Source organism: Winogradskyella vincentii (assembly GCF_020166345.1).
Classification (GTDB): Bacteria; Bacteroidota; Bacteroidia; order Flavobacteriales; family Flavobacteriaceae; genus Winogradskyella; species Winogradskyella vincentii.
This window is the reverse complement of the sequence record NZ_JAIUJS010000003.1, coordinates 347,191-366,446: the sequence shown is the minus strand read 5'-3', so window position 1 is coordinate 366,446 and position 19,256 is coordinate 347,191. Positions and strand designations below refer to the sequence as shown.

Sequence of the window (19,256 nt, the reverse complement as noted above, 5' to 3'; positions counted from 1 at the left end):
ATTATTTAAAACTGTAACAAATTGAAGATTAGCTTGTCTATTTATTAAAATAAATAGGTTAAGAAATGCCCTATATTTCTTATATTCTATTTGTAAAACATCAATCAATCAAAAAATCAATCTTATGAAACCACCAATCAATCATCCATTGTATGTAATCTTTTTAGTTTTAGCTTCCTTATTAGTTGTGCCAATCAATGCGCAAAATGCCACGACTGCTACAGAATGGCAGGAAGATCTGCGATTTCTTCAAAATACGGTTAACGAGAAATACCCTTTTTTGTTTAAAAAAGTTTCTTCAGAGACGTTTAATGCTGAAGTTGAAAAACTCCATGAAGCCATACCAAACATGCAAGACCATGAGGTTTTAGTAGGCTTAGCCAGAATTGTGGCACTTTTTAAATATGGTCATACTTTAGTTGGTTTTAGAGGTGGAACCGTAAAATATCATAAGCTACCCATAAACTTATACCACTTTAAAGATGGCGTTTATATAGAAGGCACGCATCAAAACCACAAGGATATACTAGGAGCGAAGCTTATAGCAGTAGAAGGTGTGGCAACAGAAGAGGCATTGCAACGTGTTAAACCTGTTTTCCCAGTTGAGAACGATCAATTTTATAAGGCTTATGGTGTAGGTTATTTAGCAATTCCAGAAATATTACATGCACAAGGAATCACCAAAAGTTATACACAGACTGTAACTATTACGGTTGAAAAAGATGGTAAACCCTTCGACCATACCTTAAGCTCAGTATCACCAGATGCCATGCCTACAAATTATGGATATATAAAGCAAGAAGGGGAGTGGTTAAGCTCTAGAATACAAGATGTTATACCAAATTACCTAAAGTCTTTAGATAAGATATATTATCAAGAATATTTACCAGAACAAAAGGCACTTTATATAAGACATAGCCAGATTCAAGATGATCCTTCAGAGGATATACCAACGTTTTATGCTAAGGTTTTTGATTTTATTGAAAACAACGATGTTGAGAAACTTATTTTGGATGTACGTTTAAATGGAGGCGGTAATAATTACAAAAACAAACCTATAGTCACTGGTATCATAAAGTCTGAAAAGATTAATAAACCAGGTCATTTGTTTGTAATTGTTGGTAGACGTACGTTTTCGGCCTGTCAAAATCTAATAAATGAGCTGGACAACTATACCAATGTGGTTTTTATTGGTGAGCCAAGTGGTGAGAACATAAACTTTTATGGCGATAATAGAAGGGTAACCTTACCAAATAGCAAAACGCCAGTGTATTTATCTTTTGCGTGGTGGCAAGACAAACCACAGTGGGAAAATGGAGATGCCACAGTACCACATGTACCAGTAGAAATGACTTTTGCTGAGTATGTGGCCAATGAAGACCCAGTTTTGGAGAAAACACTGAGTTTTAATTCTGATGGTTTTGTGCTAGATCCTATGGAGCATCTTACTAATTTATTTATGACAGGGCAGATGGAACGTGTTAAGGAAGATGCTATGGCCATGGTAAAAGATGAGCGCTATGCCTTTATGGATTTTGAAGACCAGTTTAACAGAGTGGCTTATAACATGATTGGTGGCGAACGTAACTCAGGTGCTGTATTTGTCATGTCATTAACCACACAAGCATTTCCTAATTCTGTTTTATCCTGGAATAATTTTGGTGATGCCTTAAGATATGAGAAGAATTATGAGCAAGCCAAAGCATGCTACAATAAGGTCATTGAATTAGCACCAGATAGTCCTGAGGCAAAAAGTGCACAAAGAGCACTTGATAAAATGAATAAAGGCTAATAACCAATTATCTATTTAAAGCATACTGAAAACAACAAAACCATAGGCAAATATACGCACCATGCGTAACGAGCCATAATACACAACGCTTTTAAAAGGGTATTTAATGATACCTGCAGTCATGCATGATACTGCGAATGGAACTGGTAATAAAGCACCTATTACGATTAGTATGCCACCCCATTTTTTAGAATTTCTCAGTTGTTTTGCCATTTTCACCTCTAAATAGTTATGAACAGCAGGCATTGAGGTCATAAATTTACCTAACCAATAGGCCATTAATCCACCAGAATAAGACAATAACGCCAAAATACTTAAATACATCCATGGTCTTGGCATATTACCAGACCAGGCGATAAATATCTCAGGAGGTACAAGACCAAGTATAGTTTCTGAAACAAAGAAGAAACCTAATACACCATAAACTGGTAAAAGTTCTGTTACACGTGCTAAAGTTGCATTTACATCAATAAATTGATTCGCAGTAACTACTGCAGCAATAAAACCAACAATATATGGGAAGGCATTTTTTATTGCAATCCAGACAAATTCATAAAATCCGGTGTAAGAATAGTATTGATGTAGTAATTGAATTCGGGTTTTATCCGAGTTAGATCGTGAACGTGTAGGTTTCATTTAGGTTAAGTTTTATTAGTCTGTGAGGGGAAAAGAGGGCAATCAAATATAATTATTGCTTTATATAATTAACATAATTCTTAAATTTTTCGTTGAAATACAAACTATTTTATATAGGGATGCTAATAATGTAATCCTTTATTTACGAATACTACCGACACATAGTAATATTATAGTTACTTAATCATCAACTTATATTATAGGGAAGTACAGTCAAGAATTACACATATACTATTTTACATACTATCTGAATATTATGATCCAGTGGATGATGATATGAAGATACAGAGTGGACGTTTCATGGTTTATTCTTTACAAATACTATTTTACATAATATAAATTATAAAACATTTACATAGTAAAGCTAATAGCGCTGTAAGCGGTATTCTACATAATCATAGATATATACTTATATAGAATCTATCTATATGCTTTTTAATTTGGTCATTATAGATGTAATAATTTGCCTCATAATTATAAATATTTTAAAAAAAATCTTTTTTAAAGATGACGTTTACGACATAATTAATCTAGTAATACCATAAGGAATAACAATCTGTACTTGATCAAATCCTTGATAGAATAAAAAGAATAATTATATTGGTGCACTAAATGTCCTTCAACTAGGACGATCGCTTAAATGCCACAAAAAAAGAAATTCGGAACCTTTGCTGGTGTCTTTACACCTTCTATTCTAACTATACTTGGTGTTATCATGTACATGCGATTGGGCTGGGTTGTTGGTAATGCTGGTTTAATTGGTGCTATTGTTATAATTGTTATTGCGCATGTTATATCTGTGGCAACAGGATTAAGTGTATCATCTGTAGCTACTGATAAAAAAATTGGTGCTGGTGGCATATATTATGTGCTTTCTAGAAGTATGGGCATACCTATTGGTGGTTCTATTGGTATAGCCTTATTCGTTGGTACCGCATTCTCAATCGCATTATATTTAATAGGTTTTGCCGAAAGTTTTAATGCATACCTAGGGTTTGGTACTGAAATTAATGATCTTAGATTAACAGGGACTATTGCGCTTTTAGGACTTACTGTTTTGGCCCTTATAAGTACCTCAGTGGCACTTAAAACCCAATTTATAATTCTTGCGGCTATTTTGGTGTCTATAGTTTCCATATTTTTTGGTTCAACAGAATTTGCGCCAACCACAATAAATTTAATTCCATCAGACAATGCCGTTCCGTTAGAGGTAGTATTTGCTGTGTTTTTTCCGGCAGTGACAGGTTTTACGGCTGGTATAGCCATGAGTGGTGACCTTAAGGATCCAAAACAATCGATTCCAAGCGGTACACTTTATGCTATTGGTGTAGGTCTTGTAGTGTATATTATTCTTGCCGTTTTTATGGCATTTACCATTAATTCTGAAGTCCTAAGAACCGATTATAATATCTTAATGAAAATCGCACTCTTTGCACCTGCTGTTGTTGCTGGTATTTGGGGCGCTACCCTCTCCTCTGCTATTGGCGGTATTCTTGGAGGTCCTAGAATTTTACAGGCCATGTCCATTGATAAGGTCACACCTACCTTTTTTAGTAAAGGAAAAGGTGCCAATAATGAACCTGTGAACGCCCTATTTCTTGCTTTTATTATTGCAGAATGCGGTATCCTCATTGGTGAGCTTGGTATAATTGCGCGTGTCGTTTCCATGTTTTATTTAACGGCTTATGGGTTTATAAATATTTCATTCTTTTTAGAAAGTTGGGCTAATCCTGATTTTCAACCTACGTTTAAGGTGAAGCGATGGGTTGGTCTAATTGGTTTTATCGCTTGTTTTGTTGTGATGTTTAAGTTAGATATGATTGCTATGCTGGTGGCTTTAGCGGTTATTAGTGCCATGTATTTTGGGTTGCAGCGTAAAGAAGTGAAATTACAATCTAATGACGTTTGGAAAAGTGTATGGGAAAATGTTGTTAATAAGGGACTGAAAAAAATTGATGCACAAGTTGAAGAAAATACCAATTGGAATCCCAATATCATCTTATTTAGTGGTGAAAGTGATCATCAAGCCTATCTTTTAGAACTCTGTAAAACCGTTTCGGGTCGTACAGGAATTGTGACTAATTTTAAACTCATTTTAGACAAGAATAACAGCAAGCCACCCTTAAAAAAAATTGATCAAATCGTAAGAGATGAAAAGTTTAAAGAGCTTGGGATTTTTGCAAGACAAATAAAGGTGAGCAATATTTATAGTGGAATTACAAGTATTGCATCAACCTTCGGATTTTCTGGCGTTGAGCCTAATACCATTATGATGGGTTGGCCAAAGGGTTTAGAGAATTCTAAAGAGTATTCTAATATGACCCAAACCCTACTCCATCTCGATTATAATTTATTGTATTTGGATTTTGACAGAAAAACAAAATTTGGAAATTATAATACAGTGGATTTTTGGTGGCGTGAAACCGATAGTAAAAATGCAGAAATGATGCTAAATATTGCACGTTTCATTATCGCCTCTCCAAAATGGAATAATACTAGTGTAAGAGTACTTTTTGTAAATAATAATAATGTTGATGTGTCTGTAATTCAATCAAAAATCTCAAAACTAGTTGAAGATTTAAGGGTTCTGGTCGCTATAAAAATTATTAATAATGCCGTGGAACAGAAGACCTTTTATAAAATTATTGAAGAAGAATCAAAAACTACAGATCTGACTATTGTAGGTATACCTGACTATAATATTGAAAAGCAAGCTGAATTTGTACTGAAAACCAATAAATTATTTGATGCCATAGGAAGTACACTATTAGTTAAAGCCGCACATAATTTTAACGAACTCGACTTAGATTTAGGAGATACAAAATAAGACTTCTATAATTTAATTATAAGGTCTCTCATTTTTTGTGCTAAAAAATCCTATCTTATAGGAACAAAGGATTTACTATAACCTGGTTAGTAAATTTAACTGCAATTAAATGATGTTTAATAAATTACAACTAACATTCTGCCTTACTTTGATAATTACAATTGGTTCAAATTGTCATCAAAAAATTAATCTTGATACGACTTACTATAAATCACTGGCATTTGTCCTTTCCAGCTATTCCATTGGCTTTCATCAGTGATTAGGCTAGCTATAAAATGAGCAACATTAATGCGGCTTACTTTACCTGCATTAAATATGGCACTTCTGGTTGGTGATTGATGGATTTCATAAGCTGTTACTTGCTCTTCATCAATTAAACCATCTGGTCTTACGGCAACCCATTCCACAAAACTATGGTCTTGCCCAATTTGAGTACGCAAATAATCTGCCGCTTTTTCATTATCTACATGTGGTGGCAGTAATAAACGCAACAGCCCAATAACACATTTTTGAGCAAAGGAAATGGGTTCGTTTAAATCACGATTGCGGTTACCTGTAGTGTTCATTAAAACAAACTTTGTTTTGGTATTGCTATTATTTGCTATTATAGCATCGCAAAGTCGTCGCGTGGCATCTGTAACAAGGCGTCTTGGTTTACCATACACACCTTTAAACGTCATATTATGCCCAAGACATGAGGCAACAGCATCACAGTCTTTAACAATAGTGCTCATTTCTGCATCACTTAAATCTAAAAGACTTGCTTTGATAATCTGCAAACTATGATCGGTTTTCCACGATTCTGGTAACTTCTCTGGAGATCTTACAATGGCTTTTACGGTATGCTTATCCTTTAAAAGTTGTTCTACTAATTTGCTTCCTGTGGCACCACTTGCTCCCGCTACTAATACTTTCATGCTGTTTTATTGATTGATTGATGCTATTTTTTTTCTATAAATTCTCCTTTATGGCCTTTCTCCAAAAGTATAGTCCAAAAACACATGTTACTATGGCAAACATAATTCCGTTTTCACCTAGCCAGTATTCTGTTCCTTCTACTTTTATTATTAGAGGAGGCATTATTTTTTGAATATACACATTGCTTACTGCGTGAAAAATTACTGCTGGCCACAGACTCTTAGATTTAAAGGTATAGTAGGTCATAATAAATGACATAGAAATAATTACGATAAAGAAGGTTATAAATTCTAATAACACATTACTACTATAGTAAACCAGAAGTGGCCAATGCCAAGCTGCCCAAACAAATCCACTAAAAATAGATACACCAGTAAAGGAAAGTACTTTTCTTAATTCATAGATAAAAAATCCCCTCCATCCTATTTCTTCACCTAAAGTGGTTGCAGCAGCTCTTATCACTTCAACTGTACCTAATAAAATAATAGCTAAAATGGTTATCGAAGTAGGATTTAAAGTTCCAATACCAAACAAACCCAATTCTTTTCCCCATTCTGTAATTAGGTCTTCATTAGCTACGTTTCCGAATCCAAAAATCCAGATGAATACATAAGTGATTATGCCGTATAAGGCAGGAACTAAGTAACACCATTGAATATATTTCCATTTTCCCCAATTCCAATGTAAAGATGAAATCTTACGTCCTCTTATTTTTAATGTCATAAATGTCGCTATTGCAGGGCACCACATTATGGCTCCAACATAGATTCTAGATGGATATAAATTTACTATGGCATAATGAAATGGTGAGGTAAGTGCAATTACAAACCCTAGAAATATGAAAATTGTTATCCAGGTTTGTTTTTTAGTTGTGATGTTTTCAGTCATGTTTGGTCGGTTATACCATTACTGACGAGATAGCGCCATACTTGTTACAATCTGTAATCTTTGGTTTAAAGATCCTTAACTTTACGTAAGATTTTAACAACTCGAGAATGTGTTATTTCTAACAAGTTCCAATGGTAGCCTTCAAAATCAGTGGTATTCATAAATTGAATCACAACAGCATCAATATCCTTATGATATTCAGCCAAACATTGGTAACCTGGAGCTAATCCACCATGATTAAATTCATAAATAGACGTATAGATTTCCATTTCCTTTTCATTGAGTAAAAAGCCATCGTTTAAAGCCCTTAAAAAGATGCCTACATCTTCTGCAGTGGTGATCATCATGCCATTATTCTCGTTTTTGAAGTCCTTGTTAATACCAACGTAATAACCACTCATAACATCATCTAGATTAACGTCGTCAATGGATCCAAAAGTATTCTTCAACCCAAGTGGTTCTAAAATTTCTTTATCAAAATAGTCTTGACGACTACCTCCTGTTACTTGCTCAATGATTCTTGAAAGCAGTAAATAATTGGTGTTAGAATAACCATAATCCTCGTTTGGCTGAAACACTGCAGGTAAATCAATTGCATATTTAAGCACATCTATATTGCTGTTTGGTTGGTTTTTCCAGAAGTCAGGATTGTCTGTAAAATTAGGAATACCACTTCTGTGCTGTACCATCATTCTTAAGGTGATTTCATCTGCGTTTTCAATTCTACCTGCGAGTTCTGGAAAATATTGAGTGAGCGGTTTATCTAATGACAATTGATTTTTATGCGCTAATTTGGTGATAGCCACTGCCACGTAAAGTTTGCTAATACTGGCTATTTTGAAGAAAGCGTTTGGTTTGGCTGGGATGTTTTCTTCTTTGTTATGATAACCAGCTGCATAGAACGCTGGTGGTTTACCGGCTTCATCTACATAAACAACAACGCCATCAAAACCATGGCTTAAGGTCTGATCAACCTGTGCTTGTACCGTATCTGGTAGTGGTAGAATCCAGGCCTTTACTAAAATCCATGGCACAAACCATAGGGAAATAAATGTACTGGTAAGCAGAATGATTCTGAATATTTGTTTCCCTTTACTGGTCTTTTTCGACGTACTTTTCATTATGTTTTACTGTTGTTCTTGATTGATGTTTCAAATATATTCTAGAAGGTACAGTAATGAAATAACAAATTACCGAACTGTAATTTAATATGGATGAATTGGATTTTATTGTAAAAGCTTGGGATATCTCTTAAAATCTCAATTTTTAAGTTCTTCCCTTAAAATATTTTTAAATCGTGTAGCACTGAGATAATGATCGTCTAAAAGCCTACCGTTATGCAATAGATTAAATACTCCAAAGCCTGATGGTGCCTTCTTAGCCTGTTTTACGGTATTTATTTTGGTTATTTTTAAATCGATACCATAATCCATGGCAACATTTAATAAAGCAGCCACTGACTTTTCATTCCAAGGGCACTGATCTGCATATAGCAAATGCCATCCTTTGTACTTTTTTTGTTGTAGGGTCCAATCAATAAACTTAGGTGGTGCTGCATTTTCATTCCAGGTTTTAACTAAAAGTTCAAAACGGTCCTTAGTAGCAATTTCTTTAAACCCATTCTTTTCAAATAAAGTTTTATTAGCTAGCCAACCACCTGAGCTAGTCATTACACATACTCCATCCAAGCCTTGTGCTCTTGCCTCCTGCTCTGCATCTTCAATTAGAAGTGTACCATTACCCTTTTCACGGTTTTTCTTAGAATATATGTATGTGCAATGGATGAACATGTAATTATCGGCATCAATTGGTCGCCAAGCTTTACTTGCTGGTCCATATTCAATAAAGCCGATCATTTTATCTTCTTCGTCCTTAAGAATTTTAATTTTTAAACCTTCTTTAAAACGCTTTTTAAACCAAGCCATTTTATCCTTAAACCCTTGTCTTTTGGTATCCTTGATACAGAATAGCGTTTCACTCAATACATTTTTTGGTGTGACCTCTACTAAATTCATAATATTATATTTAAGACCAACAGAAATAATTCATTAGTATAAAATAGTTTGCATAGCATGAGCTGGTATATCTAAAACCATTTCACTTTCACCAACTAATAGTTTATAGGCTATTGGTTCATCTGCTTTATTCATCACTACAGTAACTATTTGTCCATCTGGATTTTGAAAAGATGAGCTCTCTATAGTACTTCTGCTTGCTGTTGTACTAATACGTTTTGCACCTGGTTTAACAAATTTTGAGAAATGACCTATGTAATAATATGTTGGTGTATAAATAAGTTCATTATTCTGAGTATCTGCGTGTATTGGTGCAAAGCAAAAATTCTGAACATGGTTTGGCCCACCGTTTTCATTTAACAGAATATTCCAATCGGTCCAACCTACTGTTCCGCTATTAAAATCGTTTATCATAGAATTACCATATCGCTCCGCATTAGACCAACGTTGGTATTGGGTAGGATCGAACTTTTCCTGGCAACCTTCGGTAAATAGTAAATTCTTAGTTGGGAAGGATTCTTTAATGTTTTTTAGATTATCATATTTTGGATCACCACCAGTCCATGTTTCATACCAATGAAACCCTATTCCCCAAGCATATTTAAATGCCTCAGGATCCTCAAAAATAGTATTCGCTCTATGTGAAATTAAGTCTCTGTTATGATCCCATACTACAATATTCTTATCGCCAAAGCCATTAGATTCGAAGGTTGGGCCTAAATAGTTTTTTAGAAAATCTCGTTCTTCTTCTGCTGTATAGATACAAGACTCCCATCGTTGCACTGCCATAGGCTCATTTTGAATGGTAACTCCCCAAACTGGTATACCTTCTGCTTCGTACGCTTGAATAAACTTCACAAAATAATCTGCCCAAGTTTGATTATACTCTGGTAACAATTTGCCACCTTGAAGCATGTGGTTATTTGTTTTCATAAAAGCTGGTGGACTCCAAGGACTAGCATAAAACACCAAATCATCCTTAATAAGTGCTTGCGCACGTTTAATCATAGGAATTCGTTTTACCTTATCCTTCTCTATTGAGAAGGTTTTAAGCTCCTTATCCCCTTCTTTTATATAGGTATGGCTTCCTAAACCAAAATCACTACTATGAATACTGGTTCTGATGATATTGTAGTTTATTCCCTCATCAGAAAAATAGGCATTAAGTAATTCTTCCTGTTTATCTTTAGTTAATTTTGAAAAAACCTCGGCTGCGGCATCTGTAATAGCACCTCCTATTCCTAAAAACTCCTGGAATTTTTTCTCTGGATTTACAAAAACAGCTATTTCCGTTTCTAAGGGTTGATTTGCCTTTGTAAATTGCTTCTCTGAGTCTAAAGTCAACCTTTTATCTGTATTTTGAGCTGTTAGGTAAACGGTAGCATTATTACCTATGAAATTCTTAGTTACATTGGTTTCAGTTTCCTCAAAAGTTGCCTTTTCAATCTTGTTATTATTATTATTACAAGAAACGAAAAGTAGTGTTATTACTGAGAGGTAGAATAATTTTTTCATGAATGCATTTAGTTTTTGTTGAGCGTAATTGGCTTGAATTGCTATAGCTTTAAATATACTGATTATTAGAATGATATACGAATAAAAAAAGCACCATTACTGGTACCTTAGTGTGTTATTAATAAGGGGATAACCTCACTATTAGATTAGCTTGGTTGTCAAAAAACACCCTACTGAATTTTGACATTGCAAAAATATAAAATAATTTTTAGCAAGTTTTTTCTTAAAAACGATTAGTCAATAAACTGCTTATAATGGTTATAACGCTCAAAAATTTGGGCAATATAATTTACAGGTTCCGAACCACGTACATATCCATATTTCACTTCACTTCGATTGTAGTTTTTAGGATAACGCAATGCTAAAAGCATATCTTCTACACTATCTTCCCATTGTATCGGATCTAAGCCTTCAGCTTCAGCTAATCTTTGAGCATCTAGCACGTGACCTAATCCACAATTGTAAGACGCCATTGTAAATTTTATTCGATTTAATTTATCAGGTATGTGTTCAAATTGACCATACAGTTGCTTAAGATAATTAGTGCCTCCTCTTAAACTCTGTTCCGGATTTGAAGGATTGTCAATATTTAGAGCTTCAGCTGTTGTTGGCATAATTTGCATTAAGCCCTCTGCACCTGCCCAAGAACTGGCATTAGGGTCAAATCGTGATTCTTGAAATATCTGTGATGCCAATAAACGCCAATCCCAATCTAATTTTTGCGCATGGGTTTTAATAAGATCATCGTACCGGCTAATTTGATTATTGGTAAGACTATAATAATCACTTTTGGTTCTACGTTTGAATGATCTTTTGTTTTTAAAATATTTATTGTAAACAATATTGAAATCTCTTTTGTTACGTTGAGAGAGTATCCAATTATCAACTTCTGCTTTAAAATTCTTTGATTTTTTGCGTGTTACCCAGGCGATACGTTGTGAAAGAGATATTGGAATATCAATTTTTAAAATTGGACTATAAGACGCATTGATTTTAGCTAGATTTTCATCGGCAATAGTATATTTTATATCCCCTTCTACAACCATTTTAATTATTTCACCTGTAGACAATGAACTGTCTAATGTGTCAATTACGATATTACCACCCATTTCATTTGATAAACTAATTAACCGTTCATAGTACGCTGAGTTCTTCCTCACAGAAACCGTATCATCAATGAGTTCTATAGGGTCATTTACCACTTTTTTCTGTAAGGATTTATAGGATAACTGACGATAATTTGAAGGTTTTCTTTGAACTAGAACTTGCCTTGTTAAGTAGAGATATTCCGTAAAATCAACTTCCCATTTTCGTTGATTGGTGATGGTCATAGCATGAGCTATTAAGTCTACATCGCCTCTATTTAGAACTTCAAATTCATTGTCTAAATTTTTTGAAACAACTATTTCTAGTTTCAAATTTAGATGATCAGCAAGTTGCTTAAGTAGTTCATATTCAAATCCCATTGCTTGCCCTCGGTATAAAAAATAGCTAGTACTGCTATAGACTACCAAAGCTCTGAGAACACCATCTTCTTTAATATCAGCTAAATCACGATCTACAGAATTAGCTACAATAGGGTTTATAACGGTATAATCTCCTTTAGAATTGGTTTTCCCAATTTCACAAGAAAAAATACTTATGGCTATTATTAGAACTAAAAATGATTTAGGTTTCATAATCAAGTTCTATAAATATAGGAATATTTGAATAACATGACTATATCCTCGATTTAAGATTAAATAATACAAAAAAAACCCAACACTATTATTTAATGTTGGGTCCGTAAGTTATAAAACTCTTTATTAATGAGTTCCTCTACAATTATCTTGTAATGTGACAGATATGCGTTCTAATTCTACAGCAGTCTCTGGTATTTCAGATACTTGAAGACCTACGTAATCATCAGCTTCTTTCCATTTTGATATCGTATCACCAAAGAATTTTGAAGCAATAGAATCTGTTTCTACAACAATCAAATCATATTTTTCGCCAGCATCACCTCCAAATCTTGTCACAACTTGCCATTCACCATTAAGTTTATAAGACGTGTTTGTAAAATCACTTTGTGGATAATATTTGTCATCTGCAGGTTTTAATAGCACCCAGATATCATTAGTGTGGTTTTCTGGATAAACTCCCATTGTAATAATTCTGCATTTAACCGTATCCTTATCTACAGGTGAAATCACTTGAACACGATCAACTGGATATTGAACCATCAATTTATTGCCTGTATCAAAAGTTTCCATGTACGGAATTGGTTGGACAGTCCCATAGGTATATCCACCATGTATCAATAGCAAGGCACCAATACTTCCAACAATAATTCTCAAGCCTCTGTTTTTTTGATAAATAAACGCGAATAGGACTAGGACTAAGCCCGCAACTACTGTAATTAATACTTCATTAGTCATATGAAACAATTTAAATTAAACCTAATTAGAGTGCATAAGGGGTCTTTATAAAGTTACGAAAAAACACAAAATCAATCAAGTAGATAATAAATCTTTAATCTTGTTGCATTGACTTTACATGCGCAAAAATTGGAACACCATTTATTACACCTTCTATTTTTGTACTTAACATTTTTAGTCCCTTAACATTATTAACTTTTCCGTTTGGAGCAATGGAAATGATATTATAAAACAATCCGTAATCAGCAACTGCTCTAATGTGGATTACATTTCCTGTTTTACTCACACCCTTAACATCAAGAATTTCTCCATCATCAGTTACTGCTTTAATGTCTATGAGGTTTCCATCTTTGTCAATTCCTTTCAATGGATGAAAAGCTTCACCTTTCATATCAATTAGTTTAATAGGAAGACGTTGGCCATTCATTAATAATTTTACATCTAATAAGCTAGTATCTTCTGAATATTGTATGGCCTTTACATCATGCATTTTACCATTTTTATCAATACCTTTCACCTTCAATAATTGGGCTTCAGGTCTATAAGCCTTTACGTCCCAAAAAATTTCTGGATGAAGATCTGTCTCGGGTTTGTGGTTGTTTTCATTGTCTTGTGCCAAACCAATACTAAAACTAAAAAGCATTAGAATAGTACATAAAACTGCTTGTTTGAGGTAATTAACGATTGTTGTCATCTTAAAAATTATTAGTCAATTAAAAGTAGTGCTAATAACTAAGGAATTTTATGACAAAAATCAGCCTTGAGAAGTTCTGAAAAGAAATTATTTAACCGTGTTGTTGCACATATTTTGACGGACGAATACCATATGTTTTTAAAAAGCTATCTGAAAAATGAGTGGTACTTTTAAATCCGACTCGTTTTGCAACCTGACCTATATTACCTAGGTGATTATGAAGCATGAGCATACCTTTATGTAACCTAAAATCTTTGATAAACCGTTGTGGTGTAGATCCGGTTAATCTATTTAATCGCCAATATAACTGGGCATAAGTTATCTTTAAAGCTTTGGTAATTTTATCAATGCTGAGATTATTATTTTGCCAATTAGCTTCTATATAATTCATAAACCGAGATAGGAAAATTTCCTCATTTGGTTTTAATGTTCGGATAAGTGCTTTATCTATTTCAGCATGCACATTTGCACTTTCATATTGCTCTTTGACTTGAGATGAAATTACAATTTGATCTTTCACCAATTCACATAATCTGATGCATTCTGTAACCTTTCTTTCATTATACTTATCTGCATATACCAAAGCGATTTTTAGCTTTCTGCTAAAGGATTTATGTTTTGGTGTAACGTATTTAAACTTATACTGTACAGTTAAAGCACATTGTACAGCATCAGTGACAGATGAGAACGTAGAGATATAATTGTTATTATCATTTTTAATAATAATACCATTGTATTTTGAAAGTGTTTTGGATACGCTAGAGTGAAACTTTTGAGTAAATATGGTATACTGAGATGCCTCTACTCTAGACATAAAATCACTGATCTCAATAACCATTATTATCATAATCTGCCAATTTCCATGAAGTTAATGAATTATAAGGACAAAGCAAAACGCATTATGAGTCACAAATACATTTATAATATTGAGTTTTAATACTTTTAATTATTATCCTCTAGTAAATGGAACAAACGAAACTGGTAAACGTTCTTTATGTTTTATTTTCCCATTTTTCTTAGTGTAAAGCATTAGGCGCATGTTAAAAGTAGTACCCACAGGAATAATCAATCTTCCGCCCTCTGCCAATTGCTCTAAAAGAGCTGGTGGGACGTTCTTGATTCCTGCTGTCACTATTATGGCATCAAATGGTGCTTGGTCAGGCCAACCTTGGTAACCATCTCCAATTCTAGTAACAATGTTTTTATAACCTAACTGATCAAGGCACTCTTTAGCTTTAATACCTAAAGGTTCAACAATTTCTATGGTGTAAACCGTATCTACTATTTCCGCTAATACTGCTGCTTGATATCCAGAACCTGTTCCAATTTCTAAAACTCTATAATGAGATTTTGGTTTTAATTCTTGTGTCATATAAGCGACAATGTAAGGTTGAGAAATTGTTTGAGCATGTCCAATAGATAAAGGACCATCAGTATATGCCAAATGTCTAGCGCTTCTTGGTACAAATTCATGGCGTTTTACACTTCGCATGGCTTTTAAAGTTTCAAGATCATATATACCTCTGCCCTGAAGTTGAGTGGTAACCATTTCTTCACGAAGTTTTGTGTAATCGTCTTGTGCACCTGCTTGAGTTAACATAAATATTAAAAATATTATTGATACTGATCTTAACATAGAAATTAATTCACCACAGAAAACTAATGACTTTTTAAAATTATACAATGATTAATATCAGTACTACATTCTCATGAATGGTAAACCCTGACTGGCCTGATAAAACGTGTAAAAAATAAAGGAGGCAAAAACTAAAGCAAAAATGGAAATTATATAAACATGCACATTCGTCCTTTCTGCCCACTTTTTATGAAGAATCCATGCAAACAATGGTACTATTTGAATACTATGTAAGCCAAAAAAATGAGCAACTCTTAGATCACCTGCAATTGTACTCCAATTTAATAATGGCAAGCCTTCTCCTCCATCTGGAATACCCACATTATGTGACATTTGAGCAATCATTTGCCCTCCAACCCAGCTACCAAAAATTGTAATAAGCCATCCTAACAAAATCGCATATTGAATGGCTTTTGCCAGTTTTAATTTTAGTCTAATGGTTTCAAATGCAAAAAATACCATGACTACTACATTGATTGCTACAAGTATTCCCATTACGCCAAACAATGCTCCATTAAATTCTGAAGAAAAATTGAAATGTGATTGCACTCCTCTTCCAGCTTGATATGTTACAATAACCATTTCCAAAAGCATCGTCCAGGAAACTAAATTCCTTATGATATGTTTTTTTAAATTAGAAAAAGGATAAAAGGTAATTAAAAAGCCTACAGTCAATGTGTATATAGCTGTTGAAACAAAAAATTTAAAAGGTTTTACCCATGCATTGATGCCCATTATCTCGCGGTTATCAATAAACATTGCAGGTATACAAAGTAAGCCTCCAGTAAAAAGTATTAAAACAATATAATACAAAATTGGACTTTCTTGTTTAACCGTTTTGAATATGGACCTTATATATTTCATTTATTTTTCTTTTTAAATGCTCTAATAATCATAAAAAGAGCAAAACCAATTGGTCCAAGCATAAAGGTGCCTATGAGACAAGGTGCCATAATTAAAGGGTGGATTTTTAATGCTCTATTCTCATCAATCATCCACATACCAACAACCAGATCAAATGCTAGGTAATGTACCCAACCTGCTAATACAGCATTTTCGAATGTAAATAAATACATCACAGATTCTAAACTGCCAAAATCCATTGGAGGTCCAGTTAACATTGATGTAACTATGTAGATTGCATAAATAACAGAAAGCAATAATGGAATAATCTTATAATCTATTAAAATGCGTGTTATTTTCCATTTGGGTAAAACAATCATAAGTAACCACATGGGCATGGCTAACAAATTGGCAATTGAAAATACTTCTGGAGTTGACATAGTAAATGAATATTATTTAAAATCTGATTACAGATTGGTAATTAAACATTTTAAGTTACATCAAATATTTTGAAAACAAAAGAGGAAGGAAATTCTAAATTAGTGGCTCTATGTATATAAATTGATACTTATACTTCTCGTCTAAGTACTTCCAATGGAGAACTATTCAATACTGATCTAATATTACTTAGACCAATTATCAAAACAATTAATGTAATTCCAGGCAAGAATACTACGAATGGAATTGCCGATGGTGAAAAGGGTTCTTGAAAAATAAATAGTGCTAGACATAACCCACTGATAAGTGCGAGCAAAATACCAACTAAACTACCCAATGCTCCTAAAAACAGATACTCCAGTGCAGAAATTTTTAGTATTTGAGGGTTTTTGGCACCTATTGTACGTAAAAGAACACTTTCCTTAATACGCTGGTATTTACTTGTTCTAACTGAGCCTATTAGAACTATCAGACCAGTAATGATGCTAAAGAATGCCATGAAATTTATGACCCATGCAACTTTGTCTAAAATATCTTCAACAATATTAAATACTTGTCTTAAGTCTATGATAGTTACATTTGGAAACTTCTCTACTAAATTGCGCTGTAGATTAGCAGAAACTTGTTCATTCTCTGCGGCTGTGGTGAATACACTAAATTGAGGCGCGTCTTCTAGAACTCCTTTTGGGAAAACAATTGAAAAATTAAGTTGCATGCGTCCCCAATCTACCTGTCTAATGCTTCCAATAGTCGTTTCCATTAAAACACCTTGGACATTAAAAACTATTTTATCTCCGACTTCAACGTTTGCATCAGCTGCCAAATTATCTGATATAGATATTACTATAGGTTCATTCGGCTCTAATTCTTCCGTCCATTCACCATCAATAAGTACTTCAGACGCTATGAGTTCATCACGATAAGTTGTTCTAAACTCATGATTTAAAATCCAACCTCTTACTTGTCTTGTTGTGTCTTGCCTTAGCTCATTAACAAGTTTATCCTTTATTTGATGCATACGCATGGTTACTAATGGAATATTATCCAAAATAGGTACTTCACTTTCGTTCAATTGAGATGCCATTGCTTCTCTCTGATGACTTTGTACATCTAAAATGATAATATTAGCATTTTCAGCAGTAGGTCCCACTTCTGTTTTTGACAGTAAAATATCTTTTGTAAAATACAATGTACTTATAAGAAAGGTGCCTAATCCTATAGCTAATACAAGAACAACTGTTTGATTATTTGGTCTATACAAATTAAGTAAGCCTTGTCTCGCTGTAAAACTCCACGTTTTAGGAAAAAAGCGTCTAACCAATTTCATGAAGAAATTAGCAACTATAGCTATAATAATAAAAGTTATGACTGCTCCTATGACAAATACTAATGCGTAAGATGCATCTTTCAATAACCAAAATGAAAACAAGAACAAGAAAAGCAAAATTGAGCAATATACTAAGGTGCGCACCTTCCGTGGTTGTTGTGGCTCCTCACTAACTCGTAGTACCTTTAGAGGTGATACATACCAAGTATGTAATAAAGGTATTAATGCAAACAATACTGACATGAATAATCCGAGTAGAATACCAATGATTATTGGTTGTGCAGTAACCAACATTTCTACTTCAAATGGTAAAAATGATTTAAGTATATAAGGAAATAGACCTTGTAAGGCCACGCCAATAAATGATCCTATTAATCCGCCTAATACACCGATGCCAGAAATTTGGATTAGAAAAATTAAAAAGCTTTGTTTTCTGCTTGCTCCCAAACACTTTAAAATGGCAATTGCCTTAAGCTTTTCTTTTATGTAAATATGTACTGAGCTAGCAATTCCAATACACCCAAGAAGTAATGCTATAAATGCTGCTAAATTCAAAAACTTGCCAACATTATCATATCGTCTACCTAAACGACGACTCGTGCTTGTATGTGTATCTAAATCTGCATTTGCCAAATCCAACATAGGATCAATTTTATCTTCAAAGGTATTTAAATCAAGCGTGTCTGATGCTTTATAAAAAAATTGATATTCTTTGCGACTACCAAATTGTAATAATTCTGTATCATCAATTGAACTATATGGTATTATCACTGGTGGAGCAACAGAAGTTGAAACAGCATTACTTCCCGGTACAGATTTTAATGAACCAATTATTGGAAATGTTACTTCACCAACTTTGATAGAATCACCTGTTAATACATTATACTGTAGCATCAAGGTGGCATCAACTAGAGCTCCTTTTCTGTTCTGATAATTTTTAGAAGCGTCATTTGGCTCTGTTTTCATGGTGCCGTAAAATGGGAAATCACCTTCCATACCTCTAACGTTCACCAATTTTGTGCCTCCATTTTTAGGGAATGCTATCATTGAAACAAAATTGACTTCCATTGCATCAGGTTGCAGAGAGTCAATAATTTCTTGAGCACGCTCTGTTGGTTCTTGTCGAGTATCTATAATATAATCGGCACCCATTAAGTTCTTAGATTGCCTTTTAATATTATCTCTTAGATTTTCAGAAAATAACTGAATAGCTACAACTGCAGATATACCTAAAATAATGGAAGACATAAACAGAAGCAATCTTACACGACTGGCTTTTGCATCTCGCCAAGCCATTTTAAATAACCATG

At 33.8% G+C, this 19,256-nt stretch carries 16 protein-coding genes; 2 read left to right on the top strand and 14 right to left on the bottom strand.

Annotated elements, in window-relative coordinates:
* The first annotated feature begins 124 nt into the window (after positions 1 to 124).
* On the top strand, positions 125 to 1,792 hold the full coding sequence (locus tag LBV24_RS07520; protein ID WP_224477988.1) for a tetratricopeptide repeat protein: 1,668 nt from the start codon (positions 125 to 127) through the stop codon (positions 1,790 to 1,792).
* Between the two features lie 15 nt (positions 1,793 to 1,807).
* Here the strand turns inward: LBV24_RS07520 and LBV24_RS07515 are convergent, their stop codons facing one another.
* Positions 1,808 to 2,428, bottom strand: a complete 621-nt coding sequence (locus LBV24_RS07515) for a YqaA family protein (RefSeq protein WP_224477987.1) — start codon at positions 2,426 to 2,428, stop codon at positions 1,808 to 1,810.
* 640 nt (positions 2,429 to 3,068) lie between these two features.
* On the opposite strand from LBV24_RS07515, the gene LBV24_RS07510 reads away from it, so the two are divergent.
* Positions 3,069 to 5,255 carry an amino acid permease gene (locus LBV24_RS07510; RefSeq protein WP_224477986.1) on the top strand — a complete coding sequence of 729 codons (2,187 nt, stop codon included), beginning with the start codon at positions 3,069 to 3,071 and terminating at the stop codon, positions 5,253 to 5,255.
* A gap of 185 nt (positions 5,256 to 5,440) precedes the next feature.
* Here the strand turns inward: LBV24_RS07510 and LBV24_RS07505 are convergent, their stop codons facing one another.
* The 13 genes from LBV24_RS07505 to LBV24_RS07445 form a co-directional block, all read right to left on the bottom strand.
* Positions 5,441 to 6,172: an NAD(P)-dependent oxidoreductase gene (locus tag LBV24_RS07505; protein WP_224477985.1), complete on the bottom strand. Its 732-nt coding sequence runs from the start codon at positions 6,170 to 6,172 to the stop codon at positions 5,441 to 5,443.
* Positions 6,173 to 6,206: 34 nt separating this feature from the next.
* A complete protein-coding gene (locus LBV24_RS07500) occupies positions 6,207 to 7,061 on the bottom strand; it encodes a CPBP family intramembrane glutamic endopeptidase (protein ID WP_224477984.1) in 855 nt (284 codons plus the stop codon).
* A 65-nt stretch (positions 7,062 to 7,126) separates the two neighbouring features.
* Positions 7,127 to 8,182, bottom strand: a complete 1,056-nt coding sequence (locus tag LBV24_RS07495; protein ID WP_224477983.1) for a serine hydrolase domain-containing protein — start codon at positions 8,180 to 8,182, stop codon at positions 7,127 to 7,129.
* Between the two features lie 138 nt (positions 8,183 to 8,320).
* A complete protein-coding gene (locus LBV24_RS07490) occupies positions 8,321 to 9,076 on the bottom strand; it encodes a GNAT family N-acetyltransferase (protein ID WP_224477982.1) in 756 nt (251 codons plus the stop codon).
* Between the two features lie 33 nt (positions 9,077 to 9,109).
* Positions 9,110 to 10,591, bottom strand: coding sequence for a glycoside hydrolase family 30 protein (locus tag LBV24_RS07485; RefSeq protein ID WP_224477981.1), 1,482 nt, complete (start codon positions 10,589 to 10,591; stop codon positions 9,110 to 9,112).
* Positions 10,592 to 10,824: 233 nt separating this feature from the next.
* Positions 10,825 to 12,270, bottom strand: a complete 1,446-nt coding sequence (locus LBV24_RS07480; protein WP_224477979.1) for an MltF family protein — start codon at positions 12,268 to 12,270, stop codon at positions 10,825 to 10,827.
* Between the two features lie 126 nt (positions 12,271 to 12,396).
* Positions 12,397 to 13,008 carry a hypothetical protein gene (locus LBV24_RS07475; RefSeq protein WP_224477978.1) on the bottom strand — a complete coding sequence of 204 codons (612 nt, stop codon included), beginning with the start codon at positions 13,006 to 13,008 and terminating at the stop codon, positions 12,397 to 12,399.
* A gap of 94 nt (positions 13,009 to 13,102) precedes the next feature.
* Positions 13,103 to 13,702 carry a DUF7486 family protein gene (locus tag LBV24_RS07470; RefSeq protein ID WP_224477977.1) on the bottom strand — a complete coding sequence of 200 codons (600 nt, stop codon included), beginning with the start codon at positions 13,700 to 13,702 and terminating at the stop codon, positions 13,103 to 13,105.
* A 91-nt stretch (positions 13,703 to 13,793) separates the two neighbouring features.
* Positions 13,794 to 14,549 carry a helix-turn-helix domain-containing protein gene (locus tag LBV24_RS07465; RefSeq protein WP_224477975.1) on the bottom strand — a complete coding sequence of 252 codons (756 nt, stop codon included), beginning with the start codon at positions 14,547 to 14,549 and terminating at the stop codon, positions 13,794 to 13,796.
* 102 nt (positions 14,550 to 14,651) lie between these two features.
* Positions 14,652 to 15,338, bottom strand: coding sequence for a protein-L-isoaspartate(D-aspartate) O-methyltransferase (locus LBV24_RS07460; RefSeq protein WP_224477974.1), 687 nt, complete (start codon positions 15,336 to 15,338; stop codon positions 14,652 to 14,654).
* A 63-nt stretch (positions 15,339 to 15,401) separates the two neighbouring features.
* Complete coding sequence (locus LBV24_RS07455; protein WP_224477973.1) at positions 15,402 to 16,202, bottom strand: hypothetical protein; 801 nt, start codon at positions 16,200 to 16,202, stop codon at positions 15,402 to 15,404.
* Entirely contained in the window at positions 16,199 to 16,621 is a 423-nt protein-coding gene (locus LBV24_RS07450; protein WP_224477972.1) for an ABA4-like family protein, read from the bottom strand. The genes LBV24_RS07455 and LBV24_RS07450 overlap by 4 nt, the downstream gene beginning before the upstream one ends.
* A gap of 128 nt (positions 16,622 to 16,749) precedes the next feature.
* A complete protein-coding gene (locus LBV24_RS07445) occupies positions 16,750 to 19,242 on the bottom strand; it encodes an ABC transporter permease (protein WP_224478225.1) in 2,493 nt (830 codons plus the stop codon).
* Between the last annotated feature and the right edge of the window lie 14 nt (positions 19,243 to 19,256).